Below are 25,934 nucleotides of genomic sequence, written 5' to 3' on the forward strand. Positions count from 1 at the left end.
GCATGCTCCGCCGCGCGCTCGCGACCGGCTGCCTCGGCCTCACGCTGACCTCGTGCATGTCCGAACAGACATGCCCTGAGAGACAGCCCAACCATCAGCCCGCGAGCACCGCCAGCGCCTGGGTCGAGGTCACCGCCCCGCGCGACGTCTCGCTCTTGCAGGCCGCCGCGCGCGTGGTCTTGCCGGGCGATCGCCAGGGCGTGATCCGCCCGATCTACCGCGCCCGGATCGCGCGCTTCCACGTGCAGGCGGGCGACCGCGTGCGCGTCGGTCAGCCGGTCGTCGACGTCGTCATGCCCGAGGTCGTCGTCGCCGCCGCCGACTACCGCGGGGCCCATGCGCAGCGCCACCCAGACCGCGCGGCGCGACAAGCTCGGGCGCATGCGCGACGAGGGCCTCGTGGCCGAGCGCGACGTCTTCGAGGTCGCCACCCGCGCCGCCGAGGTCGAGCAGCAGGCCCTCACCGCCGCCGCCACCTTGCGCGCCGCCGGCCTCGACCCGCGCGCTCGCGCGAGCTGCTTCACAAGCCCGAGGTCACCCTCACGAGCGACATCGACGGCGTCGTCCGCGAGCTCCACGGCCGCCTCGGCGAGGTCGTCGAGGCGGGCGCCCTGCCGATCGCCGTCATCGTCGGCGAGGGCGTCCCGCGCGTCGAGGCCCGCTTCCTCCACGCCCCGCCGGCGCGCACCACCATGCGCTTTCACGCCGTCGACGGCAGCGTGTGGGCGCTGAAGCCCGAGCCGCTCGCGCGCACCGTCGAGGCCGACGACGGCGCGGTCGTCATGTGGTTCGAGGCCGAGGGCGACCGCCTCGCCGCGCCCGGCCTGCGCGGCACCGTCGAGGCCTTCAGCGACGAGGCCGGCGTCGTCCAGGTCCCCGCCGGCGCCCTGCAGCGCGCGGGCGACGACCTCATCGTCCACCGCCGCCGCGACGGCCAGACCGCCGCGGTCCCGGTCGAGCTGCTCATGGCCTCCGGCGCCTCCGCGCTCGTGCGGCCCAAAGATCCGTCGCAGCTCGTCGCCGGCGATCGCGTCGCCGAGGACGCCCTCGCCCACCAGCGCGCAACCGCGGGGGCCGGCGCATGATCGAGGCCCTCGTCCACGCCTCGGTGGTCCGCCGCCGCGCCGTCCTCCTCGTCACCCTCGTCGCCACCCTCCTGGCCGCGATCGTCGCCGCGCGCCTGCGCTTCGATGCCCTGCCCGACGTCACCACCAACCAGGTCCTCGTGCTCACGCGCGCCGGCGGCCTCACCCCCGAGGAGGTCGAGCGCCTGGTGACGCGGCCGATCGAGATCGGCCTCGGCGGCATCCCGGGCATGGTCAAGCAGCGCAGCGTCTCGCGCTACGGCATCTCCTCGATCACCGCCGTGTTCGCCGACGACGTGAGCCCCTTCCTCGCCCGCCAGATGGTGCAGGAGCGGCTCGCCCTGGTCGGCGATCGCCTGCCCGACGGCATCGACGCCCCCGAGCTCGGCCCGCTGACCGGCGGCCTCGGCGAGATCTTCCACTTCACGATCCGCTCGCCCGAGCGCACCCCGGCCGAGCTGCTCGAGCTCGTCGAGCTGCGCCTCGTCCCGCTGCTGCGCGCCGTCGACGGCGTCGTCGAGGTCAACACCTGGGGCGGCGAGCGGCGCACCCTCGACGTCGTCGGCCGTCCCGACGCCATGGCCCGCTTCCGCCTCACCCTCGGCCAGCTCGAGGCCGCGGTGGTCGCCGCCACCGGCACCGCCGCCGGTGCCAACCTGGCCGATGGGACATCTCAGGTCCTGCTCCGCGGCGTCTCGCGCCCGACCACCCCGCACGAGCTCGGCAGCGCCCTCGTGCGCCCCGCGATCAGCGGCGAGCCGGGCGTGCGGATCGCCGACGTCGCCGACGTGCGCTGGGGCAGTCTCCCCCGCATCGGCGCCGCCACTTCCAACGGCGAGGGCGAGACCGTCTACGTCATGGCCCAGATGCTGCGCGGCGCCAACGCCCTCCAGGTCATGGAGCGGCTGCACGCGCGCATGGCCGACGTCGACGCCGCCCTGCCCGAGGACGTGAGCGTCGACCTCGTCTACGACCGCTCGAAGCTCGTCGGCGCCACCCTCGAGACCGTGGCCAAGAACCTCGCCGAGGGCGGCCTGCTCGTCGTCGTCGTTTTGTTCGCCATGCTCGGCAGCTTCCGCGCCGGCCTGCTCGTCGCCCTGGTGATCCCGCTGTCGATGGTGTTCGCGCTGGCCGGCATGGCGCTGCTCGACATCCCCGGCAACCTCATGAGCCTCGGCGCGATCGACTTCGGCCTGCTCGTCGACGGCGCCGTCGTCATGGTCGAGGCGGTGTTCTGCGGGGCCGTCGGCGCCGCCCTCGACCCCGACAAGGTCGCCGAGTGGACCCGCGGCGTCGCCCGCCCGGTGTTCTTCTCGGTCCTCGTCATCCTGCTCGTCTACGTCCCGATCGTCAGCCTCACCGGCGTCGACGGCAAGATGTTCCGACCGATGGCCGCGGCCGTGATCATGGCCCTGCTCGCCGCCCTGATCCTCGCCCTCACCTTCGTCCCCGCGGCCGCGGCCGCGGTCCTGCGCCCGCGCGACGTCCCCGCCCGCGAGCCGTTCGTCGTGCGCCTGGCCGAGCGCGCCTATCATCCCGTGCTGCGCGCGGCCACCCGCGCCCCGCTCCTCGTCGCCGCCTTCGCGCTCGCCTCTCTGGTCCTCGGCGGCTGGCTGTTCACCCGCACCGGCGCCGCCTTCGTGCCGCAGCTCGACGAGGGCGACCTCGTGATCCAGACCGAGCGCGCGCCCAACATCTCGCTCGACTCGGCGGTGCGCGAGGCCACCGCGATGGAGCAGGTGCTGCTCGGCGCGGTCCCCGAGGTCCGGGCCGTGGTCGCGCGCATCGGCTCGCCCGCGGTCGCCACCGACATCATGGGCATCGAGCAGGCCGACGTGTTCCTCGAGCTGGCGCCGAAGTCCCAGTGGCGCGACGGCCTCGACAAGGACGCCCTCGTGCAGGAGATCGAAGCTCTCCTCGCCACGAAGGCCCCCGCCGACGTCGTCGTCTTCACCCAGCCGATCCAGATGCGCTTCAACGAGCTGCTCGGCGGCGCCGTCACCGACGTCTCGCTCAGCATCTTCGGCGACGACCTCGCGCAGCTGCGCGACCTGGCCGAACAGACAGCCGAGGTCATCGCCGGCCAGCCCGGCGCGGTCGACGTCCGCATCATGGCCCCGCCCGACGTCGCGGTCGCCGAGGTCCGCCCGCGCATGCTCGCCGCCGGCAGCCACGGCATGGTCGCCGCCGACGTCCTGCGCGTGGTCCAGGCCATCCGCACCGGCGTCACCGCCGGCTACACCTACGTCGGCCCGCTGCGCCTGCCCGTGCGCGTGCGCCTCGGCGAGCCGCCGCCGGCCAGCCTGCTCGCGCGCTTCCCGGTGCCCACCGCCGACGGCGCCCTCATCGAGCTCGAACACCTCGCCACCGTCGAGCAGCGCCCGGCCGCCAGCCTCGTCAACCACGACGACGCCCAGCGGCGGATCGTCGTCGGCTTCAACGTCCGCGGCGCCGCGCTCGGCGACGTCGTCGAGGCGCTCAAGGCCGAGCTCGCCGCGCGCGTCCCGCTGCCCCGCGGCACCCGCTCGGTGTGGGGCGGCCAGTACGAGTCGCTGGCCGAGGCCCGCGCCCGCCTGGCCTGGGTCATCCCCGCAGTGGTCGTGGCGATCTTCGCCGTCCTCCTGCTCGCCTTCCGCCGCCTGCGCCCCGCCGCCCTGATCTTCACCCACGTGCCGTTCGCCTGCGTCGGTGGCATCCTCGCCCTCACGTTGCGCGAGCTCCCCCTGTCGCTGTCCGCCGCGATCGGCTTCATCGCCCTCAGCGGGATCGCCGTGCTCAACGGCGTGGTCCTGCTGTCGCAGATCGACGAGCTCCTCGCGCAGGGCCACGATCCGCGCAGCGCCGCCTTCGCGGCCGCCGAGTCGCGCATGCGCCCGGTGCTGATGACCGCCTCGGTGGCCGCGCTCGGCTTCGTGCCGATGATGCTGGCCACCGGCACCGGCGCCGAGGTCCAGCGCCCGCTCGCCACCGTGGTCGTCGGCGGCCTGGTCTCGTCGACCCTGCTGACCCTCGTCATCCTCCCCGCGCTCTACCCGTTCTTCGCCGGCAGGAGCCGCGCGGCATGAGGATCCTCGTGGTCGAGGACGACGAGCGGCTGCTGCAGCTGCTGCAGCGCGGCCTCGGCGAGGAGGGCCACCTCGTCGACGCCTGCACCACCAGCGCCGACGCGCTCGGCCAGGCGCAGACGATCGCCTACGACGTCGTCCTGCTCGACTGGATGCTGCCCGACGGCGACGGCCTGTCGCTCCTGCGCGCCTGGCGGGCCCGCGGCGTCGACACCCCCGTGCTCATGCTGACCGCCCGCGGCAGCGTCGGCGAGCGCGTGCTCGGCCTGCGCACCGGCGCCGACGACTACCTCGTCAAGCCGTTCGACTTCAGCGAGCTGCTGGCCCGCATCGAGGTGCTCGCGCGCCGCGCGCGGCGAAGTCGTCCACCTGCGCGCCGGCGACGTCGGCCTCGACACCCGCCAGCGCGCCCTCGTCCGCGGCGAGCGCGAGGTCGCCCTCACCGCCCGCGAGTTCGCCCTGTGCAACCTGATGTTCCGCCGCGTCGGCGAGGTCCTCACCCGCAGCGAGCTGCTCGCCGCCGTGTGGGGCCCCAACTTCGACGGCGAGCCCAACGTCCTCGACGTCTACGTCGGCTACCTGCGCGCCAAGCTGGCCCAGCTCGGCGACGACGCCCCCACCATCCGCGCCCAGCGCGGCGTCGGCTTCCGCCTGCTCCCCGGAGGCGAGCGGTGAGCGCGATGCGACATGTCTCTCAGGGCATGCACCATCGGCCATGCCCCTTCGACCATGCCTCTTCCGGCATGCCCGTCGAGACAGGCTCCGGAGCCCGATGACCCTGCACCGCCGGCTGCTGCTGTTCGGAGCCGTCATCCCGGCCGGGCTCATCGCCCTCGCCCTGTTCCTGATCGGCCTCGTCCTCGACCACCTCCTGCTCGAGTCGGTCGACCGCGGCCTCACCCTGCAGGCCGCCAGCGAGTCCGTCAGCCTGTTCGATCGGCCAGGTCAGGACGCCCACCTCCACTTCGGCGACTCCGCGCTGGTCGCCGACCTGCAGCGGCTGCACCACCAGGGCGCCCTCTACGGCCCTGACGGCGCCCGCCTGCTCGCCTACCCCGCCGACACCGCCGCCCCCGAGCGCCTCACCGCCGCCGACGTCGCCCGCGCCCCGGCCTTGCAGACGCGCGTCCTCCCCGGCGGCGAGCGGCTGCGCGAGCTGTCCCTCGCCATCGACTCGCCGCGCGGCGAGCCGCACGCGCTGTGGCTGGCCGTCTCGCTCGCCTCCAACGACGCCGCCCTGGCCGCCTACGCCCGCGCCGCCGCCCTGATCGGCGCGGCAGTCACCCTGCTGATGCTGCTGCTGCAGATCGCCCACGCCCGCGGCCTCGTGCACCGCGTGCAGCAGCTCCACGTGCACATGCAGCGGCTGCAGGACGGCGACTTCTCGACCTTGCCGCCCGCCGACCCCGGCACCGACGTCGTCGCCAGCCTGCGCGACGCCATCGCCGACGCCACCGAGAAGCTGCGCACCGCCTCCGAGCTGCAGCACCGCCTCGTCGCCGACGCCGCCCACGAGCTGCGGACCCCGCTCACCGCCATGCGCATGGAGATCGACGTCACCCTGCGGCGCGAGCGGTCGCCCGAGCAGCTCATCGACGCCCTGACCCGCGTGCGCACCGAGGTCGACCGCCTCGGCGAGCTCGCCAGCAAGCTGCTGGCGATGGCCAGCCTGCGCCGGTCCGAGTGGGAGCGCGTGCCGCTCGACGCGGTCGCCAGCGTGCGCGAAGCGATCGCCAGTCACCGCGTCGTCGCCGAGCGGCGCGCCATCTCCTTGCACCTGCACGCCCCCGAGGCCGCGCCGATCCGCGCCAACCCCGGCCCGCTGCGGCAGGCCGTCGACAACCTGCTGGCCAACGCGATCAAGTTCGCCCCCGTCGGCAGCGCCGTCGACCTCACCGTGCGCGACGGCGAGACCGCGCTCGAGCTCCTCGTCGAGGACCGCGGCCCCGGCGTCCCGCTCGAGCACCGCGAGACGATCTTCGCCCCCTTCCGTCGCCTCCAGCGCGGGGTCGACGGCGCCGGCCTCGGCCTCGCCATCGTCCGCGAGGTCGCCGAGGCCCACGGCGGCCGCGCCTGGGTCAGCGAGCGCCCCGGCGGCGGCGCCTGCTTTCACCTCGTCATCGCCCGCGCCTGACGCGATCGCGTCAGCCCTGCGCCTGCGCGCGGCTGCCCGCCGAGCCCGCGGCGCGCCGCGCCAGCGCCAGGCGCAGCCCCTCTTGCAGGCTCGGCGCCGTGGTGACGCGCGTGAAGTCGACGTCCAGCGCCACCAGCGTCTGCGCCATCTTCGGCGAGATGCCCACCACGATGCAGTGAACCCCGAGGAGCCGCGCCGCGCCCACCGTCTCAAACAGATGCGACGCCGCCGCGGTGTCGATCACCGGCACCCCCGTCACGTCGAGGAGCACCTGCGACGCGCGCTGCTCCACGATCGCCGCCAGCAGGTTCTCCATGATCTGCGCCGCCCGGTCGGCGTCGATCACCCCGATGAGCGGCAGCGCCAGGATCCCCTCCCACAGGCGGATCACCGGCGTCGAGAGCTCGCGGATCGCCTGCTGCTGCGCGTGGAGCAGGCGGATGTGCTCCGACAGTTCCGCCGTCCGCTCCGCCACCGCCGCCTCGAGCGCCTCGTTCTGGGCCCGCAGCTCCTCCTCGCTGCGCGCCAGCTCGCCGATCTCGTAGTGCATCACCACGGCCTCGACGAGCCGGCCCTCCTCGTCCTTGACCGGGTAGATCGACGACGCCACCCAGCCGGCCGATCCCGCCGACACGCCCTCGGTGTGCCGCGGGTCGTAGCGGATCGCCGGCAGCCGCGTCGCCTCGCCGGTCGCGTAGGCCCGGCGCACGCCGGCTAGGCTCCCCGACGGCTCGAGCTGCAGGTCGTCGAGGATCACGTGGCCACGCACCACGTCGAGGCCGAGCTTCCACAGCTTTCGAAGCCCTGATTTACCTCGACGACCCGCCCCGCCGCGTCGCACACCTGCACGCTCAGCGCGGTGTTGCCGACCATCGCCTGATACCGGCGCGCCGCGACCTTCAGCGCATCGACCTGTCGGCGCAGCGCTTCCACCTCGCGAACGAGCTCCTCGTGCGACTTGTCGTCCGCGCCCATCGCCGCGACTGTACACCGCGAAGCCTGCGCGAAAAAGCAGGGCGAGCCGGCGCCGCTGGAGCTACGCGCACGACTGGCGCGACCTGCCGCGCAGCACCCTCGGACCCCGAGTTTTCGCAGCACGAGGGCCCGCGGCCTCGCGCCATCGAGCGAACGAGCCCGCGTCTTCACCGCGCAGCCACACGGTCCTCGCTCCCGAGGCGTTCCTGTCCCTATCGCCAGGTGATGCCCGAAGCGAGAGCGCGAGAGGCGGACCCGCGCCGACCGCGGGAGCTCGCGTCGTCGACGTCCGCGATGGTGGGCCGCGCCCCGCCTCGCGGATCGGCCTCGTTCACCGCCCGGATCAGACCTCGTAGCGAAAGCCCCTGGTCTCTCCGCCAGCTTCGCTCACGACCGCGGACCGGGCCGCAGCGGTCCGCGGCTCGCTGGTCATGTCGCCGACTTCGATACCGGCGACGAGCCGCCAGGAAATGACGGTCGGCCCCGGCGCCTCAGCCTTCGGGCGCGATCGTCAGCTCGGTCTGCAGTTCGAAGTCCGAGAAGCTGAGGACCGTGATCACGCGGCAGCGCCGCACGACCCCTCGCACACGCTTCACCTCCTTCGCGTCCTTGTTCAGCTCCTCGCTGACCTCGATCGGCTCCTTGGCCCGCTTCACGCCCGGAGTCACGAACAGCCGATCGGACACGTACACGATGCCGGTGTCGAGGTCGGTGATCACCGGCTCGTGCGGCCGCTCTCTGCGACTCGTGCCGAACAGGCCGTCGACCACGACGTCGTACCACACCAGCTCCACGCGATGACCGACGGGGACGGGCGCCTGGAAGATGACCACATGCTTCTGCATCCGCCGCATCGTAGCCCGCATGAACCCGACGCCGCAGCGCGCATCGGCGCTCAGGATCGCGTCGTCTCGTCCGGCTTCGCGAGCGGCCGCAGCGACAGGTCCGCGCACAGCTCGAAGCGAGGCCATCGCTCCGGCGTCTCCGCCCACACCTCTTCACGAAATTCACCGCGCAGGAACTCGATCATCGCGAACGCGCCCCACAGCCGCCGCATCCGCGCCGCCCCCCATGCCGCGAGCTCGGCCGCCCGCGCGCTCGGCCGCGGCCACCCGCGCACCTCGACCTGGCTCGCCAGCATGCGAAATTTCTGGGCCTGATGGGCCATCCGCTCCGGCCGCAGCACCGCCTCGAAGAACCATCCCGAGCGCAGGCTCATCCGCGACAGCCATGTCGCCGCAGTCTCGGGCTCCCGCATCATCGCCGCGTACGCCTCGCGCCCCTCGCCGATCACGTGTCTCATCAAAAGATTCAGGTGCAGGTGGGTCTCGACGTCGAGCGGCGCCGGCCTTCGGCCGAGGATCGCCCGCAGCCCGCCGGCCACGAACAGCCGCTCGCAGCGGGCCATCCCCAGCAGCGCGTAGCGGCCCAGCAAGCGCTCGAAGCGATCGATCTGCGGCCCGCTCCAGCGCCCGCGGACCCGCTCCACCAGCGCCGGCAATTGCGACCAGTCGTCGCGGTCCGTCGCCGCGAACATCGGCACGAACTCGCCCCACAGCGCGTCCACGTCCGCCGCCGTCAGCTCCGTCGTCTCCAGGCACACGAGCGCGTGCGGGTCCTCGCCGGCCGCCGCGCGGCGCAGCAGCGGCCCCAGACGCGAGCGACCGATCCACCGCCAGTCCTCCGGCGCCCACAGCTCCGGCGGCGGCGGCCGACCGTCGAGCCAGCGGTCCTCCGCCCGCGCGCGCGGCAGGTGCGGCCCGACCAGCGTCCGCCGCCACCACGCCCCGCTCGCGCGCTGCTCCGCCGGCGTCGTCGCCTCCAACATGTACATTCGGACACGTGCGGCGATCGGCGCCCCGCGCTCCGCCGGCAATGATTCGCCGAAGAACAGCCGCGAGCGCAGCTCGCCTCGCAACACCCGCCGCATCAACCGTCCCGCCCCCGAGCAGCGCGCGTGCCCGTACGGGTCCCAGCGCCCCGTCAGGTTGCGCAGCACGCTGGCCTCGTGGAACCCCGTCGCCTCGTACACGATCGCGTGGTCGAAGCGCGGGTGATGCGGCGCCACCCACCGCGGCGGCGAACTCTCGAGCGTCGGCCACCAGCGCGGCGTCAGCGTGTGCCACCGGGCCTCGTCCCACGTCACCTCGAGCGCGGGGCTCATCTTGATCGCCGGCGCCGAGCGCGGCGGGAACACCCCGTACGCGTGCAACCACCGCAGCGGCTGCAGCCCGCGGAACACCGCGATCGGCCAGCGCAGCGCCCTTGGCAGCACGCGCTCCCACCACGGCCACAGCGTCCACGTGAACGACGCCCACGTGTTGAGCGGCAGGCACAGCAGCGCCCCGAACGTGTGCAGCACGATCAACGCCTGCAGCGCCAGCGTCGTCGCCGGCAGCGACGGCGCGAACAGCTCGAGCGGCGCCAGGGCCGTCGCGCTGTCGAAGCACACCCCGCACAGCGCGATCGTCAGCACATTAAAATCCGTAGTTGCCGGTCGCCGCGATCGCCAGCATCAGCCCCGCGGTCGCCAGCCCGAACACCACGCTCGCCGGTCCCGGGACGAAGATCGCCAGCGGCAGCACCACCTCGACCACGAACAGCAGCGCCAGCGCGGCCTTGTGCACCCCCATCGGCGCGCGGTGGGCCAGCCACCCGAGCGGCGTCGGCAGCGGCTGGCGGATCGCGAACCCGTTTAAAAGCCCGCGTCGGCCCGCGTCGAGCCGGCGAACTTCTGCTTGCCGAAGCCGAACATCACGCGGAACAGCAGCAGCCGGAACACCCACGCCAGCGCCGGCGTCGGCGCGCCGGTGGCCGCGACCGCCGGCGCCCACGCCAGCGCCGGCAGGAACATGGCCCAAAAGCCAGCCTCGAGCAGCAGGCTGTCCCACGGGTACACCAGCACCACCGCGCGGTCGAGCGACAGGTACAGCGCCCAGCACAGGAAGAAAGCCAGCGGCGTGTGCGGCCCGCCCGCCACGATCGTCAGCGCCGCCGCGAGCCCCAGCCACGGCAGCGCCCGCAGCCAGCGATCGCCCGCGTGCAGCCACAGCAGCCCGGGGAAGTACAGCCAGCGGCGCGGCGCCGGGAAGTCGCGCCGGATCGCCGCCATCAGCTCTGCCACGGGTGCGACCCCTCGCGCCCCGCGAGCGGCCCGACCTGGAACGTCAGCGACGCGAACGCGATCGCATAGACCACCCCGATCCCGCGCGCCACGAGCCCCCACACCAGCTCCGGCGGCGCGTGAGCGAGTGGGTCGAGGACTTCGATGCCCGCAGGCTCGCACGGACGCAGCCCGCGAGCAAGCCGCGCCGCGATCCACGACATGTCCTAAAGCACATGTCCTAAAGACCCGCCACGAACCGGCCCGCGCGGCCTTCACCTCGCGGCCAGGCCGAGCCGATGGGCCAACCCCCGCCCACGCGCAACGGAGCGCACGCGGCTTTCACCTCGCGGCCAGGCCGAGCCGATGGGCCAACCCCCGCCCACGCGCAACGGAGCGCACGCGGCTTTCACCTCGCGGCCAGGCCGAGCCGACAGGCCCAGCCCCGCCAGCGCAACGGAGCGCCGCGCCCGTCGAGCGGCCCGGCCTTCTCACCGCGCGGCCAGGCCGAGCCGCTCGGCGATCCGTCGCAGCTCGGCCGACACCTCCGGTGACGGATCGCCGTCGGCCAGCCACGCCGCCAACTCCGCGCGCGCCGGCTCTCCGTCGAGCACCTCGAGCGTCCCCGCCAGCGCCTCGCGCAGCTCCGGGTCGGCGTGCCGCCGCGACACCCGGGCCAGCAGCGGGGCGACCGTGGACGCGAGCGCGGTGTCTCCCAGCGCGTCGATCGCCTCCGGCGGCCCGTCGCAGTCCAGGCAGGCGAGCAGCGCGCGCGCCACCGGCTCCGGGCGCTGTCTCGCCAGATGCCCCAGCAGGCTCGCGGCGTCGGAGAAGACGAACCGGTCGAACAGCGAGGCGCTGCAGCGCAGGCCCCGGAGCGCCGTCACCAGCAGCGGCACCGCCGTCTCGTCCATGCGCGCGGCGAGGGCGGCGTCCTGCGCCTCGCACTCCTCCGGAGTCTCGGGGAGGTCCGCCAGCGGCCCGTGCGTCGACGCCAGCGCGGCGTAGAGCTCCTCCACGTCGCGGAAGTGCAGCGGCGTCGCGGTCATCGCCCCGAGCTTGCCACGCCCGTCGCGCCGCGACCACGCCTATACTCTCGGCGATGCCGAGCGACCTCGAGCGCGTCCTCGACTACCACGAGCGCACCGCCCACCGGCCCGGTCGTTACGCCGCCTCGCTCGGCTACCTCGACTGGGACACCCAGCCCAACCCCTTCCGCCTCTACGACGGCGCCGAGCGCTACGCCCTGCCGCGCGTCCACCCCCATGTCTCGGAGGACAGCCCGACCTGGGCCGACCTCTTCCGCGACCCGGGCCCTGCCGCTGCCGCCCTCGACCTCGACCTGATCGGCTCGCTGTGCTTCCACGCCTTCGCCCTGTCCGCGTGGAAGCAGGCCGGCGCCTCGCGCTGGTCGCTGCGCGTCAACCCCTCGAGCGGCAACCTGCACCCCACCGAGGTCTATCTGCTCGCGGGTCCGCTCGCCGGCCTGTCCGAAGGGCCAGGTCTCTACCATTACTCTCCGCTGCTGCACGGCCTCGAGCGGCGCGCCGCCCTCGACGCCGGCGCCTGGCAGGCCCTCGGCTTCCCCGGCCTGCTCGTCGGCCTGTCCTCGATCGCCTGGCGCGAGGCGTGGAAGTACGGCGAGCGGGCCTTCCGCTACTGCAACCACGACGTCGGCCACGCCGTCGCCGCGCTGGCGATCGCCGCCGCGCTCCACGGCTGGCGCGCGGTCCTCGTCGATCCGCTGCCCGACGCCCGGCTCGCCGCCCTCCTCGGCCTGGGCGACCTCGGCCTGGGCGTCGAGGCCGAGCTCCCCGAGTGCCTCGTCGCCCTGCTGCCCGCAGGCGCACCGCCGGGGCTCGACGTCGCCGCCCTCCTCGACCTGGCCCCGACCGTCCTCGAGGGCCAGCCCAACCAGCTCAGCGAGAGCCACCACGAGTGGCCGATCGTGCACGAAGTCGCCGCGGCCACGACGAACGAACTCGCGACCCCGCGCCCCTGGCCGCCGCCGCCGAGCCCGCGCGCGTGCGACCTCGAGGTCCCGGCGGCGCCGCTGGTCCGCCGCCGCCGCAGCGCCGTCGCCATGGACGGCCGCACCGGCATCACCGCGGCTGCCCTTTACGACATGCTTCTTCAGACATTACCCGGAGGACAGCCGTTCTCCGCGCTGCCGTGGCGACCCGCGGTCGACCTGGCGCTCATGGTCCACCGCGTCCAGGGCGTCGAGCCCGGCCTCTACCTGCTGGTCCGCGAGCCGAGCCGCGTCGCCCGCTGGCGCGCCGCCCTGCCCGACGCCTCGTGGCGCGCGCCGCCCGACTGCCCGGCCGAGCTCCCGCTGGTGGGCCTGCGCGAGGGCGACGTCCGCCGCCACGCCGCCCTCGTCAGCTGCGCCCAGGACATCGCCGCCGACGGCGCCTTCGCCGTCGCCATGTTCGTCGACCTCCGCGCCGAGCTGGAGCGCGAGGGCCCGGCCCACTACCGCCGCCTGTACTGGGAGACCGGCGCGATCGGCCAGCAGCTCTACCTCGAGGCCGAGGCCCTCGGGATCGCCGCCACCGGGATCGGCTGCTTCTTCGACCAGCCGACCCGAAACCTGCTCGGCCTCCCCGAGGCCGACGAGCTGCGCAGCCTCTACCACTTCACCGTCGGCGGCCGCGTCGACGACCCGCGCCTGCGCACCCTCGACGCCTACTTTCACCTCGACCGGCCCTGACTGTCGGGCGCGCGTCAGCCAAAGAAAGGACATGTCACGGAGAACATGTCCTCATGAAAATGTCCTAACAGACATGCTCGATGCGCCAGGCGTGCCAGCTCTCGCCGCCGAGCACGTCGACCACCCGGACCGAGGCCGTCCACGGGCCTGCTCCCGGCAGATCGATCCACCCGCTGTCGGCGTCGAGCTCCCGCCGGCTCCGCGTCCGCGCCGCCGCGAACACCGGCCGATGCGGCGCCACCCCGCCGGCCTCGCCGCTCGCGCTCGAGTCGTCGCCGCTCGCGCCCGACTCGTCGCCGCTCGCACGCGATGACGCAACATCGACCGCCGAACCTGCCGCCCCGACGCGTACGACCCGCGTGCTCACCTCGCGGCCGTCGGCGCCCGCGGCTGGCACGGACACCTCCCGCGCGTCCCCCGGCGATTCGATACGTGCTGTCTCCGCCCTCGCGTTCCCGCCGAGGAGCGACGCCTCGGTCACCGTCTCCGCGCTCGCTTCGCTCCTGCGCGACGCACTCGCCGTCTCCGCGCTCGCCTCGCTCCCGCCCGCTCGCGATGCATCCGTCTCCGCGCTCGCTTCGCTCCCGCCCGCTCGCAACGCATCCGTCTCCGCGCTCGCTTCGCTCCCGCCAGCTCGCGATGCTTTCGTCTCCGCGCTCGCTTCGCTCCCGCCCGCGTACGACTCATTCGTCTCCGCGCTCCCATCGCTCCCGCCAGCTCGCGACGCTGTCGCGTCCACGCTCGCACCGCTCTCGTCCGCTCGCGACGCTGTCGCGTCCGCGCTCGCATCGCTCTCACCCGCTGGCGACGCATTCGTCTCCGCGCTCGCATCGCTCTCGCCGCTCGCTTCGCTCCCGCCAGCTCGCGCCTCGCCGTTTTGCCGCGCGCTCGTCTCCGCCGTCTCTGCCCCCGTCACGCCTGGCCGCAGCTCCTCACCTCCGCTCGCCGCCCACGAGAGTTCCTGCTCCCCCGCAGCCTGCGACGCGCACAAAGACTCTCCGCCCGCGCTGAACGCCAGCGACCACGCCTCGACGGCCGCGCGGGCGTCGCCCGTCGCCTCCAGCGCCGCAGTCGCCCGCGTCGGCGCCGACAGCCGCGCCCCCACCAGCGTCGCGCGGGCGCGAAACCCCGTCTCCGTCGCCGCGAGCGCGAACCTCACCTCCACCACCGGCCGCTCGCTCCACGGCAGCTCCCCCGTGGTGCCGCGCGGATCGAGCAGCGCGCGCCGCAGCTGCAGGCAGACCACCGAAACACCTGTCCCTCGGGCCAGCTCGATCCCCGCCGGGAACGCCCACGCCCACGCCAGCACCTCGAGCCGCCGCAGCCCCAGCTCGGCCGCAGCGGCAGCCGCCACCCCCACCGCCTCCGCAGTCACAGCCCCGTCCGGCGGCCCGACCCACACCGCCGTGTCGCCGACCACGCCCGCCAGCGGCCCCGGGACCGCCTGAGCCCCGCGCAGGCGCAGCACCGCCGCCGGCCACGGCTCGGCCTGTCCCGAGAGCCAGATATGGCGCTCCTCTGCCCCGAGCCCGGCCCGCACGAACCGAACACCTGGCTTTTCGGCCATCCGCGCGTGCGCCAGCTCGATCGCCGCGGCCGCGCTGTCACAGCCGATCCAGCGCCGCCCCAGCGCCTGCGCGGCCGCCAGAGTGGTCCCGGCGCCGCAGAAGAAGTCGGCCACGAGCGCGCCCGGATCGGAGCTGGCGGCGACGATCCGGCGCAGCAAGCTCTCGTTCTTCTGCGTCGCCCACCCGGTCTTCTCGCGCGAGAAGCTCTTGATTTGAATCGAGTCGAGCGAGTCGACCCCGCGCAGCCGCCACTCGGCCGGGCTCGCGTTCCACACGTCCTCGACCGGCACCCCGCCCTGCTGGTCGGCCTCGCCCTTGCGCCGCCGGTACTCCGCCGGGTGCGGGTTCACCTGGCGGTGGAACACGAACCGCTGCGGGTCCTTGACGTAGAAGTAGATGAGATCGTGGTTGCGGATCCAGTTGTTCGCCCGCGCCTTGAAGCCGGACACCCAGCCGACCCGCCACACGATCTCGCGCTGAAAACAACCTGGCCCGAAGATCTCGTCGAGCAGCAGCTTCACCGCGTGGCCGACGATCGGGTCGACGTGCACGTACAGGCTGCCGTGCGGCGCCAGCAGCCGGTGGATCCGCCGCAGCCGCGGGTCCAGCATCCGCAGCAGCCCGGCGACCCCGCCAGGCCAGCGGTCGCTGTAGGCCCGCGAGCGCAGCTCGGCCCCTCGGCGTCGGCCCCCACCCGCGTCGTCCGCTCGAACTCGTGGCCGGTGGCGAACGGCGGGTCGATGTACACCAGGTCGATCGCCCCCGCGTGCGTCGCCATCAGCGCGTCCATCACCAGCAGGTTGTCGCCGCCCACCAGCAGCCCCGGCGCCCGCGTCGGCTCGGCCTCACCGCCGCCGATCACCTGCTCGACCCGCAGCCCGAGCGTGCGCGCCGGCACCTCGACGCGCGCGCCGTCAGGCCCGTACTTGCCCGGCCACACCACCTCGACCGCGCCGCTCGCCGATCGTGGACGCGGCATGTCTCAAGGGCCAGGCGGTGGCGGCGGCGGCAGCTGCAACTCGGGCTGCGACAGCGCCCGCACGTAGGCGACCAGCACCTTGAGGGTCGGCTCGCTGAAGTGCGGGAAACTCGGCATGGTCGGCGGCCGCCCGCCGCGGATCGATCGCCGCATCCGCTCGTCGCTGATGGTGCTCATGAACCCGGGGTCGGTCAGGTCGCGCACGCCCGCCACCTCCGACAGCCCCTTGCCGTCGAGCCCGTGGCAGCGCGCGCAGTTCTGGGCGAAGATCTTGGCCCCCGAAATCTCCCGCTCGGGCCCGGTCGGCTCTTGCAACCCGCCGCCAGCAGGCCGGCGAGCAACATGGCCGTTCGGACATGTCCGAAAAGACCGCCGCGCGCCCCGGACGGCGAGGCGAGGGCGTGCGCGCGCGAGTCGGCGGTGGCGGACATGCGCCGCGACCTTAGCAGAGTCACCGCCGCAGCGTGCCCGCGTTCGACCTGCGACAGCGCGTCCCTGCGACGCCCCCGCGCCCGCCGCGGGGACACCCGCCCCGCAGCAACGGCTGCGCGCCCGTCTTCACGGCGACGGCGTCGCTGCGGCGCGCTCGACCCTCCAAGCGTCCTCCGGTCACCTCCGGCCGCCCGGGCCGGCCCCGCAATCTGCCGCTTCCAGCGTCCCCGACTCCCGTCCCTCCGCCGTGACGGTATCGTCGCGCGCTTTGCTTCCAGCGTGCCCCGGCGCCGCGCTGCGGCCCCGCTCGACCGCCTTCAGCCGCTTCCAGGGGTTCTCACCGCCGCGGCAGCAGCGTCAGCGCTCGCCCGGGCTGCAGCGCGTCCACCGGCTCCTGCGCCGCGGGACGCGGCACCAGGCGGGGCCGGAACCCGGCCTGTTGCGGCGCCGTCGTCGGCGGCGGCAGCTGCGGGGGCTGCGCGGGGGTCGGCGGAGGAGCGCTCATCGGCGGCGCGGTCGTGTCCGGCGCGGGCGCGGTCGTGTTCGGCGCCGGCGCCGGCGCGATCGACGGACCCGGCGCCGGATACGGCTGTGCTCCTCGATGCGCGTGTTGGCGTCCTCGGTGAGGATGTAGCCCTCGGCGTCGACCGCGGCGTCGGCCGGCGGGATGTAGTCGCCGTTGGGCGTCAGCAGCCCGAGGCGCATCCCCAGGCTGTCGTTGTAGATGTTGACCGCCCGCGCGTAGCCCTTCTCGGCCCGGCGGTAGTACACGCCGGCCGCGATCGCCAGGCCCACGGTCGCCAGGACGCTGCCCAGCATCACCCCGTTGGCGCCGTTCAACTTCTGGAAGTCGAAGCCTTCGCGGGCGGTCGCCGCCCCGCTGGCGATGAACAGCAGGCCGGTCACCGCGCCCAGCGCGGCCAGGATCCGCGAGCGGCGCAGCTCCTTGTAGGGCAGCGCCTCCGCGCTGTTCTTCTCGGAGCGGAGGATCGCGTCGAGCGACTGCCAGCTGCGCTTGGTCGACAGCGGGTGCAGGCCCTTGGTGTAGCGGGTGCCCTGCGGCTCCTCGTGGCGGAAGATCCAGTTCTCCTTGAGCGCCTTCTCGCGCTCGGCGCGATCCTTGATCGTCTCGAGCTTGGCGAAGTCGGTCGGCTGGAGCTGCGGCGTCAGCGACATGCACCCGCTCACGCAGAGGCACAGCGCGAGGACCAGAGGCGAGGGTCTGCGGGCGGGATTCACGTCGGCACTCACGCTAGCACGGACCGCCGGCGCTGCTAAGAGCCCGCAAGCCGCGCGAGCCTGCCCGGGGGTCCGTTCGCTGCACCCACGCACCGCCGCCGCGACGCGAACTTCGGGTCTCGGCGAGGCCTGCGGGTGTCACGACCCCAGGTGCGCAACCCGCCGCAGATCCGCGTCCTGGGCCGTCCTGGCGGCGGGCGACGCATCGACCACCGGCTCCCGAGCGGGCGTCGCGGCTCGGCCGGCCCCATGCAGCGCTGCTGCCTTGCGGGCCCGACGTCCGATGGCGTTCCGGTGATCGACCGCCCGCTGGACCAGCTCCGGGTCCCCGGGCGCTGCCAGCGTCCGCGCCATCGCTCCGGCCAGCGCCGGCATCGTCAGCACGTCGACGAGGTTGTGGCCGACCACGCGGCGCACCGCCTCGCGGGCCCGGGCCTCGTGCGGCTCGCGGAGCGCCGTCCAGAACACCTCCGGGATCGCCCGCCCCGCGATGTCGCCGTACCGCTGCACGCCGAGCTGCGTCTGCTCGAGCGTCGTCAGGCGGCAGTCGGGCCCGCGCCCGCGCCACAGCCGGCGCGCGACCGGCAGCAGGTCGAGGTGCGTCCCCGCGAACGCGTCGGTCGCGAGCCCGCACCGCCGCAGCCGCCCGCGCAGCAGCGGCAGGTCGAAGCTGGCGCCGTTGAACGTCACCAGCGGCCCGCCGAGCGCCCGCACCCGCGCCTCGAGGTCGGCCAGCAGCGCCACCTCGCCCGACAGCTGCGTCAGCAGCCACTGCTCGATCTGCCAGTGGTCGCCGTCCAGCGTCGCCAGCCCGACCACGAACGCCACCGTGCCCGCTCCGTGCCCGAGCCCGGTCGACTCGAGGTCGAGGAAACGTGCCCGCTCGGACATGTCCCTTTCAACATGTCCATACAAACACGTGAACGCCGCCTGCCACTCCGCCGGCCCCGGCAGCTCGAGCCCGCGCCCGCCGAGCAGCGGCGGCCGGGCGCCGCGACACGGCCACCGCGTCACCTCGTGCACGAACCCCATCCCCGCCTCGCCCCGCGGCAGCGTCGGCGCCGCCCGCTCGTCCTGAAACCGCACCATCCGCCGCCACAGCGCCGGCCGCTCGCAGACGGAGGCCGGCCCCGACTGCCCTGACCCGACCTCGTCGCCAGGCCAGTGGCCGAGCGTGCCCGCCGGCCGCCTCGCTGCTCCATCGCACCGCATCTCAGCCGCCCCCTCGCCCCGCTGCAGCGCTGGTCCGCTCGCACCTCGCCCCTTCAGCTCGCCCCGCGAGCCAGCGTCGACCCTCAGGTCGCCGCTCGCCGCAACCTCGCCCGCCCCTCGCGGCCCGACCTCGCTCCGCACGTCCGCGCTGGCCCTCAGCTCGCCGCTCGCCGCAACCTCGCCCGCCCCTCGCGGCCCGACCTCGCCCCGCACGTCCGCTCCGCCCCGCAGCTCACCGCTGGCCGCTGCCCTGCTCGCCCCTCGCGGCCCGACCTCGCCCCGCACGTCCGCTCCGCCCCGCAGCTCACCGCTGGCCGCTGCCCTGCTCACCCCTCGCGGCCCGACCTCGCCCCGCACGTCCGCTCCGCCCCGCACTACACCGCTGGCCGCTGCCCTGCCCGCCCCTCGCGGCCCGACCTCGCCCCGCACGTCCGCTCCGCCCCGCAGCTCACCGCTGGCCGCTGCCCTGCTCACCCCTCGCGGCACGACCTCGCCCCGCACGTGGGGCTGCGACTCGCCGCTCACCGCGACGCTGCCCGCACCTTGCGGCCCGCCCCACGCCTCACCGCTCCCCGCCGCCCTGCTCGCACCTCGCGGCCCGACCTCGCCCCGCACGTGAGGCTGAGACTCGCCGCTCACCGCGACCTCGCTCGCGCCTCGCGGCCCGGCCTCGCCCCGCCCTCCCGCACCGGCCGGGAGCTCCGGACGCCGGCCACGCTCGCTCTCGGCGCGTGAGACGCCCCCCACGGAGCCCCGCCCCGCCGGGTTCGCTCGCGGCTCGGGGTACGTCACCGTCGACTCCGAGAGGATCTGCCAGTCACTCGCGGACGCCTTCGGTCGGGTCGGCCGCGAGCGATGCGACCACAGGACGTAGACCCCCGAGACCCACGGATCGATCCGCCGCGCCTCACCGCGGGGCGTCTCTCGCGGAGCCTGCCCTGCTTGAGGCAAGACCGATCCCCGACTCGCAGCAGCGCTCGTCGGGACATCCTCCGAAGACCCGCCCGCTCGCAAACCACTCCGCTCGGTCAGCCCCGCCGAGCGCGCCGCCAGCGACGAGCGCTCCGGTCCAGGCGAACCACTGACCCGATGCTCTCGCGGCGCCAGCGCACGTCCACCTGCCTCTCGAGTCAGGTTTGCCTCCCGGCTCCGTGCAGCAGAACCGGGGCCCTCCGCCGAAGCTGCCCCGCGCGGACCACTCCGCCCCATCTCTGTCCGCTCGGGCAGCCGCCCCTCGCCCGAGCCCGGCGTCCCCGACGAGCTCGGCAGCGCCGCAGCCTCGTTCGGCCCGCCGCTCTCAGCGGAGCTCTTCTCGCCGTCCTCACCCAGCCCGCGACCGCCGAGCGCCCGCTCGAACCGCCGCAGCAGTGAGCTCACGCCGCGCCTCGCAGGCGGTCGCGCAGCGCCATCAACAGCGCCATCGCATCGGCGCGGAGGCTCTCGCGCGGCTGCGGGGTCGGGCGCGGCGGCGTGTGGTTGGCCCCCGGGAGCGACTGCATCGCCGCGATCCGGCTCGCCAGCCCCTTGAGCCCCGGCGACTCCGCCGGCACCGACCGCACCGCCTCACCGCCGTGGCTCCCCAGCGGCTCGCCCACGCCTTGCACCCCCAGGCAGGTCGGACAGCCCCGCGCGCAGCGGCAGCCCGACACCGCCGCGATCACCCGCTCGAACAGCTCGGCCCCGAGCGCGTACGCCTGCGACGCCAGCCCCGCCCCGCCCGGCAGGTTGTCGTAGACCAGCAGGCACGGCGCCGCCCCGGCCTGCATCACCGAGTCGGTCGACACCCGGCCGCCGCGGCCCGCGATCACCGGCGCCCACGAGCCGGCCTCGGCCGTGCCCGCCACCACCGCGTGGCCGAGGTCGTGGACGTCGCACATCAGCAGCATCGCCGCGCAGTGGTGGACCGCGTGGCCGATCGCCAGCGCTGCTGCCGCGCGCCGGCCCGGGTCGGGCACCAGCGACAGCGCCCACTCCCCGAACGTGAAGTGCACCGCCAGCGTGTGCAGCTCGAGGTCGGGCAGGTGGACCGGCCCGGCGCCCACGTTCTCGTGGGTGCGGAAGCGCAGCTTCTTGAAGCCCGGCACCGTGCGGACCAGGTGGGCGTAGCCGAGCCCGCGGCCGCGCGGCGGGTCCGACGCGATCGGCTCGACCAGGCGCACCTTCACCTGGGAGATCGCCTCGGTGTAGTAGGTCGCCTTGACCTCGCGGACGTACGCCTTGCGCGGCTGCCAGTCGAGGCGCAGCACCTCGTAGGTCGTGCCCTCTACCGAGTAGATCGCGCCCGGATGGAGGTAGAGCGGCCCGTCCTCGAAGTCGACCTCGGCCAGCAGCCGCCCGTCGCTCGCCAGCCCGGGGGCCACCTCGAGCACCGTGAAGTTCTCCTCGAGCCCGCCGCGGAGGTCGACCTTGTCGGCCGGGAACGCGTCGCCGATCGTGAAGTAGCGCGCCGCCCCGTCGGCTCCGCGCTCCCCGTGCAGCGCCCCGCGCTCGGCCAGGTACGCCAGCGCCGGCCCGATCTCCCCCGCCGCGATGCCCGGGTACACCACCGTCTCCGGCGCCTCGCCGGGCGGCAGCGTGATCGGCAGCTCGTAGGCCGCGCAGCGCAGGTGCGGGATCAGGATCTCCGGGTTGTCGGGGTCGACCTGCGCCCGCTCCGGCGGCTCGTCGAACAGGAACGACGGCGTCGCCGCGATGAACTGGTCGAGCGGGTCGGACGACAGCACCAGCGCCGTCAGCGACGGCGACAGCCGCCGGCCCGCGCGACCCGAGCGCTGCAGCGTCGCCGCCCGCGTGCCCGGGTAACCCGCCAGCACCACCGCGTCGAGCCCGCCGATGTCCATCCCCAGCTCGAGCGCGTGGGTGGTCGCCACCACCTGGGCCTCGCCGTCCTGCAGCGCCTGTTCGACCTCGCGCCGGCGCTCCGGCAGGTAGCCGCCGCGGTAGCCGCGGATCTTCTTCTTCGCCAGCTCGGCGCGGGCCTGCGCCGCCGCGTCCATCCCGACCGGCTCGCCGGGCGTCACCCCGGCCTCGTCCTCGCGGAGGTAGCGGGTCAGCAGCTCGACCGCCTTGCGCGTGCGGCAGAACGCCAGCGTCGCCACGCCCGCCTCGCGGAACACCGACGTGACCGCGCGGGTGACCTTGAGGTAGTCGCGGCGCACGCCGGTCGCCGGGTCGACGACCTTGGGGTTCAGGACCACGAACGTGCGCGGCCCGGTGGGCGCCCCGTCGCGGTCGACCAGCACGAAGTCGGGCCGGCCGGTGACCGCGGCCGCCAGCTCGCGCGGGTTGTGGATCGTCGCCGAGCAGCAGATGACGGTCGGCCGCGCCCCGTGGTACGCGCACACCCGCCACAGCCGGCGCAGCACGTTGGCCACGTGGCTGCCGAACACCCCGCGGTACATGTGCAGCTCGTCGAGCACGACGTAGCGCAGCTCGGCCAGGAGCGGCGCCCAGCGGTCGTGGTGCGGCAGGATCCCGCGGTGCAGCATGTCCGGGTTGGTCGCCACCACGTGGGCCCGGGTGCGGGCCGCCTTGCGCTCCTCCGGCGGTGTGTCACCGTCGTAGGCGCCGGCGCCGATGAGCCCCGGCCCCACCTCGGCCGCCAGCGCGCGCAGGCTCCGGACCTGGTCGCGCGCCAGCGCCTTGGTCGGGAACAGCAGCAGCGCTCGCGCCCGCGAGTCGTCGAGCGCCGCCTGGACGATCGGCGCGTGGAAGCACAGCGACTTGCCCGACGCCGTCGAGGTCGCCAGCACCACGTCTTGCCCGCCGCGGGCCGCCGCGATGGCCTCGGCCTGGTGCGTGTACGGCCGCGTCACGCCTCGCTTCGCCAGCGCGGACAGCAGCCGGTCGTCGAAGCCCGCCGGCCAATCCGCGTAGCTGCCGGCGCGCGCGGCGACCTCGTGCTGGGCCACGACGTCGGCGTGGCGACCCTGACAGAGCTGCTCGCGAATCGCGTTCAGCCGGGCGCCATCCAACCCAATCGGTAAAACATCAGGCTCCCCCGCGGCGGTTGAGGTACGTTCTAGACCGCTCGAACGTGCCTCTGTCTGAAGGAGGGAGCGCGCGCGGGGAAAGCCTGAAGAGTGCTCTAGCATCGTTGCCCAGGAAGCGTTGCACTGAACACTTGCTGGGTAGCTACATCCGTTCAGGATCCCCGTCAAGCACTTTGCCGGCCCGCAGAGCGGCCGCTATGCCGAGCAGAAACAGCTTTTGGGCGCGTGCGGCGCTCACGCAGGCCGATCCGGCCTCTCTGGCGCAGAGGCCGCAGAGCACAACATGCGGGCGAATCGAGCAGATCTCTCCCGCATCGGACGCGACGCCGCAAACAGCGCGGTGATTCTGCACCATGCCGATGGGCCCTCGATGGGGGCGCTCCCATTGGGAGTCACTGGCTGATTCGCATCGTCTCGTCCGGTGTCCGCGAAGCGATGGACCGGGGACCGAGACTGACGCGGGTTCTTCCGACGTCTTGCGCGAGCTTCTGCCGTCCTGCTTCCGCGACTCCTTCGAGATCTTCTCCGAGCTTTACGAGCTTCGAGTGCGTCCCGCCGTTCGTCTCGTTCGCTTCCTCTTCGGAACCGCTTCCGCTTCGGAAGCTCGAGGTGACGACGATCGGTGCGCGCGCCGAAAGACGACCGCGCCTTCAGAGCATCGATCACCTCCCGCACTTCGTCAAGGCGCGGGGAAAATTCCGGCGTCGAATCTCGCGACGCCGTCAGTCGGGCGACGACACATCGCGAACGTCGCCCGGAGTTTCCGAGAAGCTCGCTACAGGTGGTCGAGGTCGAGGCCGCCGACCACCCAGTAGCTGCCGAAGTCCTGCAGGCCGTAGACGCCGATGCCGACGCGGTCGCTGCCGACGATGGTGTGGTTGCCGTCGCTGAGCGGGCCGGCGTCCAGCTTCACGCGGGCCAGCGAGTAGCCGGTCATCCCGATCTGCACCGGCGCGAGCACCGGCTGGCCGTCGACCGACACCGTCGTGCCGTTCTTGAGGATGATGTCGACGAAGTTGCTCTCCCAGGTCGGGGGGGCGTGGAACAGGTAGTCCTTGCGGTACTGCTCGGTGGCGGTGGCCAGCAGCATCGACGGGTCGGCCTCGCCGAAGCCGCCGCCCTGGCCGACCATGTACTGCGCGACCATGAACCGCTTGTCGGCCGACACCTTGAAGCGGGCGGTCGTCGACACCAGCTCGACGAAGTCGCCGGCCTTGGCGAGGACCTTCGGCACCCCCTGGTCGGGCACGAAGGTCAGCGTGGTGTTCGGCTCGGCCGCGATAAACCGCACGACCTGGCCGTGGTCGGGCGTCCCGTCGGGGGACTGGCCCGGCGGCACGACGATGTACTCCTTCGCCAGCGCCTCGTAGGGGAACATCGCCTCCTCGAGGTGATCGCAGGCGTCGACGCCCGTGGGCACGTTGGTGCACTTGTGCCCGGCGATGACCTGGACCGGCTTGTCGGCGCTGACCCCGGTGCCGGTGAGGTCGCCGCCGGCGGCGGTGGCCACCTGCAGGACATCGCCGGCGTTCAGCACCACCACCCCGGTGCCGTCGGCCGCGACACCCCCGCCCGCCTGCACCTTGTTGCCCGTCGCCGACGGCGCCAGCGTCACCGTGGTCCCGTCCTCGCGCGCGGTCACGGCGTAGAAGCCGGGGTAGTTCAGCTGGGGGAAGTGCGGGTACGAGGCGACCACGTAGTCGCCGGTCCACGCGTTGACCGGCAGCAGCAGCGACGCGTCGTTGGTCGCCGACGCATAAAGAAGATTGTACTGGTAGACCGTGACCGGGCGGTCGCTGCGCAGGCGGTAGGCTCCTTCGGCCACCACCGCCGAGGGCCCGGACCCCTTCGTGAGCGCCGGGATCCACGGCAGCGTGATCGCCTTGACGCTCTTGGCGGCGACCGTCTCCTCCTTGATCAGCATCGCCCCGCGCGTGACCGTGATCGCCGCGGGCACGTCGGCGGTGTTGGCGACCACCGCCGCGAACACCTTCGTGCCGCTGTTGTACGAGTCGTGCTGTAGCGTGATGGTCGGGTAGTAGTCACAACCGATGTAGTTGAGCTGCAGGTTCTCGATGACGCAGGCGCCGTCGCACAGCCCGATGTCCGGGTTGCAGGAGATCCCCTGGAGCTCGTCGCAGTCCTCGACCACCTCGCTCGACAGGCCGTCCGAAGCGCACTTCATGGCCACGTCGCCCTCGCAGAACGGCGCGTCGGGCACGCACGCCAGACAGCCGACGCCGGGTTCGCAGGCGGCCTCGCACGGCTCGCTGCTCTCGAACCCGCCCATCCCGTCGCACACCTTGGCCTCGCCGCCCTCGCACACGACCTCGCCCTGCATGCACGGCGGCGGCGGCTCGGTTCCGCTCTCGCTGTCGGTCGCCGTCTCGCTGCCCGACATCGTCTCGACGCCCATCGTCGTCGTGCTCTCGGTCGAGCTCTCGGTCGTCGTCGACGTCGGCGCGCTCGTCCCGGTCATCCCCATCGTCGTGATGGTCTCGGCGCCGGTCTCGGTGGTCGTCGGCGGCGCCTCGCTGGTGCCCGTGGCGGTGCCCGTGTCCGTCGTCGCCGCCGTCAGCTCGACCGTCGTCACGCCGGTCGTCGTCGCCGAGGCCATCATCCCCTCCGACGAACCACACCCCGACACCACCGCACCCAACCCCACGATAATCAGCCCAGACCGCAGCATAGCGGCCACTGTATCACGGCGTTTGCATTTGTACGCGCGTACAAATTCCGCTCGACTTGCTTACACAGGTGTGCAAAGTATCTGGAGTGCGCATGGCGAGCTCGGGCGAGGCGAAAACCACCCCAGACGGTCGCGAGGAGCGGGGCGACCGAACCGCGCAGGCGCTGCTCGCAGCGGCGCGCTCGGCGTTCTCGCGCGGCGGCTACGCGGCCGCTTCGGTGCGGGACATCGCGCGCGCCGCCGGCGTCAACCCGGCGCTCGTCCGCTATCACTTCGGCAGCAAAGAGGGCCTCTATCGCAAGGTCATCGACGAGGCGATGAGCGGCCTGCGGACGCGGCTGCTCGCGGCGTTTCACCAGGCCGGGGCGCCGCGCGAGCGGATCCATCGGGTCATCGGCGCCTACCTCGACCACCTCGCGCAGGAGCGCGACTTCCCGCGGCTGATCCAGCGCGCGCTCCTCAACAACGACCCGCACCTGCGCCGCGTCGCCCACGAATATCTGCACCCGCTGGTCGACACGCTCAAGCCGTTCGTCGGCCGGCGGGTCGCTGGCACACTCGGCAGCCTCGAAGAGGTCATCGTCTCGGTGTTCGGGGCCATCATCGCCCCCTTCCTCTACGAGCCGCTGCTCAACGACCTGTTCCGCCGCGACGTGCTGTCGCCGGCCGCGCTCAAGCGGCGGCGCCGGCACATCGAGGCCCTCGTCGAAATCACCCTGGCCCAGTTGCTCCCGGAAACGGTCTGATT

General features: G+C 73.7%; 22 protein-coding genes and 1 pseudogene. 7 read left to right on the plus strand and 16 right to left on the minus strand.

Annotated features, from left to right (window positions below; genetic code table 11):
• The first annotated feature begins 2 nt into the window (after nt 1-2).
• The 5 genes and pseudogenes from OV079_RS25255 (at nt 3) to OV079_RS25275 (ending at nt 6,284) form a co-directional block, all read left to right on the plus strand.
• Nucleotides 3-1,085 (plus strand): efflux RND transporter periplasmic adaptor subunit, encoded by a 1,083-nt coding sequence (locus OV079_RS25255; RefSeq protein WP_267771418.1) that lies wholly within the window; start codon nt 3-5, stop codon nt 1,083-1,085.
• On the plus strand, nt 1,082-4,150 hold the full coding sequence (locus OV079_RS25260) for an efflux RND transporter permease subunit (RefSeq protein WP_267771419.1): 3,069 nt from the start codon (nt 1,082-1,084) through the stop codon (nt 4,148-4,150). The genes OV079_RS25255 and OV079_RS25260 overlap by 4 nt, the downstream gene beginning before the upstream one ends.
• A pseudogene (locus OV079_RS25265) lies at nt 4,147-4,425 on the plus strand (response regulator); the annotation flags it as partial. The gene OV079_RS25260 and the pseudogene OV079_RS25265, both read left to right, overlap by 4 nt.
• A gap of 196 nt (nt 4,426-4,621) precedes the next feature.
• Nucleotides 4,622-4,825: a winged helix-turn-helix domain-containing protein gene (locus OV079_RS25270; protein ID WP_267771420.1), complete on the plus strand. Its 204-nt coding sequence runs from the start codon at nt 4,622-4,624 to the stop codon at nt 4,823-4,825.
• Between the two features lie 97 nt (nt 4,826-4,922).
• Nucleotides 4,923-6,284 carry a sensor histidine kinase gene (locus OV079_RS25275; RefSeq protein WP_267771421.1) on the plus strand — a complete coding sequence of 454 codons (1,362 nt, stop codon included), beginning with the start codon at nt 4,923-4,925 and terminating at the stop codon, nt 6,282-6,284.
• Nucleotides 6,285-6,294: 10 nt separating this feature from the next.
• On the opposite strand, the gene OV079_RS25280 is transcribed toward OV079_RS25275, so the two are convergent.
• The 8 genes from OV079_RS25280 to OV079_RS25315 all read right to left on the minus strand — a co-directional run bounded on the left by OV079_RS25280 (nt 6,295) and on the right by OV079_RS25315 (nt 11,411).
• Nucleotides 6,295-7,056, minus strand: a complete 762-nt coding sequence (locus OV079_RS25280; protein ID WP_267771422.1) for an STAS domain-containing protein — start codon at nt 7,054-7,056, stop codon at nt 6,295-6,297.
• A complete protein-coding gene (locus OV079_RS25285) occupies nt 7,038-7,259 on the minus strand; it encodes a hypothetical protein (protein ID WP_267771423.1) in 222 nt (73 codons plus the stop codon). Before OV079_RS25285 ends, OV079_RS25280 begins: the two co-directional genes overlap by 19 nt.
• A 491-nt stretch (nt 7,260-7,750) precedes the next feature.
• The gene (locus OV079_RS25290; protein ID WP_267771424.1) at nt 7,751-8,104 is read right to left on the minus strand and encodes a hypothetical protein; all 354 of its coding nucleotides are present in this window, start codon (nt 8,102-8,104) and stop codon (nt 7,751-7,753) included.
• Between the two features lie 50 nt (nt 8,105-8,154).
• Entirely contained in the window at nt 8,155-9,735 is a 1,581-nt protein-coding gene (locus OV079_RS25295) for a lipase maturation factor family protein (protein ID WP_267771425.1), read from the minus strand.
• 1 nt (nt 9,736) lies between these two features.
• Nucleotides 9,737-10,045 carry a lipase maturation factor family protein gene (locus OV079_RS56225; RefSeq protein ID WP_267771426.1) on the minus strand — a complete coding sequence of 103 codons (309 nt, stop codon included), beginning with the start codon at nt 10,043-10,045 and terminating at the stop codon, nt 9,737-9,739.
• Nucleotides 9,955-10,383 (minus strand): lipase maturation factor family protein, encoded by a 429-nt coding sequence (locus OV079_RS25305; protein WP_267771427.1) that lies wholly within the window; start codon nt 10,381-10,383, stop codon nt 9,955-9,957. The genes OV079_RS56225 and OV079_RS25305 overlap by 91 nt, the downstream gene beginning before the upstream one ends.
• Nucleotides 10,371-10,586 carry a hypothetical protein gene (locus tag OV079_RS25310; RefSeq protein WP_267771428.1) on the minus strand — a complete coding sequence of 72 codons (216 nt, stop codon included), beginning with the start codon at nt 10,584-10,586 and terminating at the stop codon, nt 10,371-10,373. The genes OV079_RS25305 and OV079_RS25310 overlap by 13 nt, the downstream gene beginning before the upstream one ends.
• A 267-nt stretch (nt 10,587-10,853) precedes the next feature.
• On the minus strand, nt 10,854-11,411 hold the full coding sequence (locus OV079_RS25315) for a hypothetical protein (RefSeq protein WP_267771430.1): 558 nt from the start codon (nt 11,409-11,411) through the stop codon (nt 10,854-10,856).
• Nucleotides 11,412-11,464: 53 nt separating this feature from the next.
• Between OV079_RS25315 and OV079_RS25320 the strand changes: the two genes are divergently transcribed.
• Nucleotides 11,465-13,075 carry a SagB/ThcOx family dehydrogenase gene (locus tag OV079_RS25320; RefSeq protein ID WP_267771432.1) on the plus strand — a complete coding sequence of 537 codons (1,611 nt, stop codon included), beginning with the start codon at nt 11,465-11,467 and terminating at the stop codon, nt 13,073-13,075.
• 64 nt (nt 13,076-13,139) lie between these two features.
• Here the strand turns inward: OV079_RS25320 and OV079_RS25325 are convergent, their stop codons facing one another.
• The 8 genes from OV079_RS25325 to OV079_RS25360 all read right to left on the minus strand — a co-directional run bounded on the left by OV079_RS25325 (nt 13,140) and on the right by OV079_RS25360 (nt 25,162).
• Entirely contained in the window at nt 13,140-15,254 is a 2,115-nt protein-coding gene (locus OV079_RS25325) for a DNA methyltransferase (RefSeq protein WP_267771433.1), read from the minus strand.
• A complete protein-coding gene (locus OV079_RS25330) occupies nt 15,161-15,622 on the minus strand; it encodes a hypothetical protein (RefSeq protein ID WP_267771434.1) in 462 nt (153 codons plus the stop codon). Before OV079_RS25330 ends, OV079_RS25325 begins: the two co-directional genes overlap by 94 nt.
• Nucleotides 15,623-15,625: 3 nt before the next feature.
• Nucleotides 15,626-15,937: a c-type cytochrome gene (locus tag OV079_RS25335; protein ID WP_267771436.1), complete on the minus strand. Its 312-nt coding sequence runs from the start codon at nt 15,935-15,937 to the stop codon at nt 15,626-15,628.
• A gap of 454 nt (nt 15,938-16,391) precedes the next feature.
• Nucleotides 16,392-16,559, minus strand: a complete 168-nt coding sequence (locus OV079_RS25340; protein ID WP_267771437.1) for a hypothetical protein — start codon at nt 16,557-16,559, stop codon at nt 16,392-16,394.
• The gene (locus OV079_RS25345; protein ID WP_267771438.1) at nt 16,556-17,293 is read right to left on the minus strand and encodes a hypothetical protein; all 738 of its coding nucleotides are present in this window, start codon (nt 17,291-17,293) and stop codon (nt 16,556-16,558) included. Before OV079_RS25345 ends, OV079_RS25340 begins: the two co-directional genes overlap by 4 nt.
• Before the next feature lie 138 nt (nt 17,294-17,431).
• Nucleotides 17,432-18,382, minus strand: a complete 951-nt coding sequence (locus OV079_RS25350) for a ribonuclease H-like domain-containing protein (protein ID WP_267771439.1) — start codon at nt 18,380-18,382, stop codon at nt 17,432-17,434.
• Nucleotides 18,383-19,878: 1,496 nt separating this feature from the next.
• Complete coding sequence (locus tag OV079_RS25355; RefSeq protein ID WP_267771440.1) at nt 19,879-22,416, minus strand: DEAD/DEAH box helicase; 2,538 nt, start codon at nt 22,414-22,416, stop codon at nt 19,879-19,881.
• Between the two features lie 856 nt (nt 22,417-23,272).
• The gene (locus tag OV079_RS25360) at nt 23,273-25,162 is read right to left on the minus strand and encodes an IgGFc-binding protein (protein ID WP_267771441.1); all 1,890 of its coding nucleotides are present in this window, start codon (nt 25,160-25,162) and stop codon (nt 23,273-23,275) included.
• Nucleotides 25,163-25,278: 116 nt separating this feature from the next.
• Here OV079_RS25360 and OV079_RS25365 point away from each other — a divergent pair, with 116 nt between their 5' ends.
• Nucleotides 25,279-25,932, plus strand: a complete 654-nt coding sequence (locus OV079_RS25365) for a TetR/AcrR family transcriptional regulator (RefSeq protein ID WP_267709927.1) — start codon at nt 25,279-25,281, stop codon at nt 25,930-25,932.
• Nucleotides 25,933-25,934: the final 2 nt, after the last annotated feature.

This window comes from Nannocystis pusilla (assembly GCF_026626665.1).
GTDB classification, from domain to species: Bacteria; Myxococcota_A; Polyangia; order Nannocystales; family Nannocystaceae; genus Nannocystis; species Nannocystis pusilla.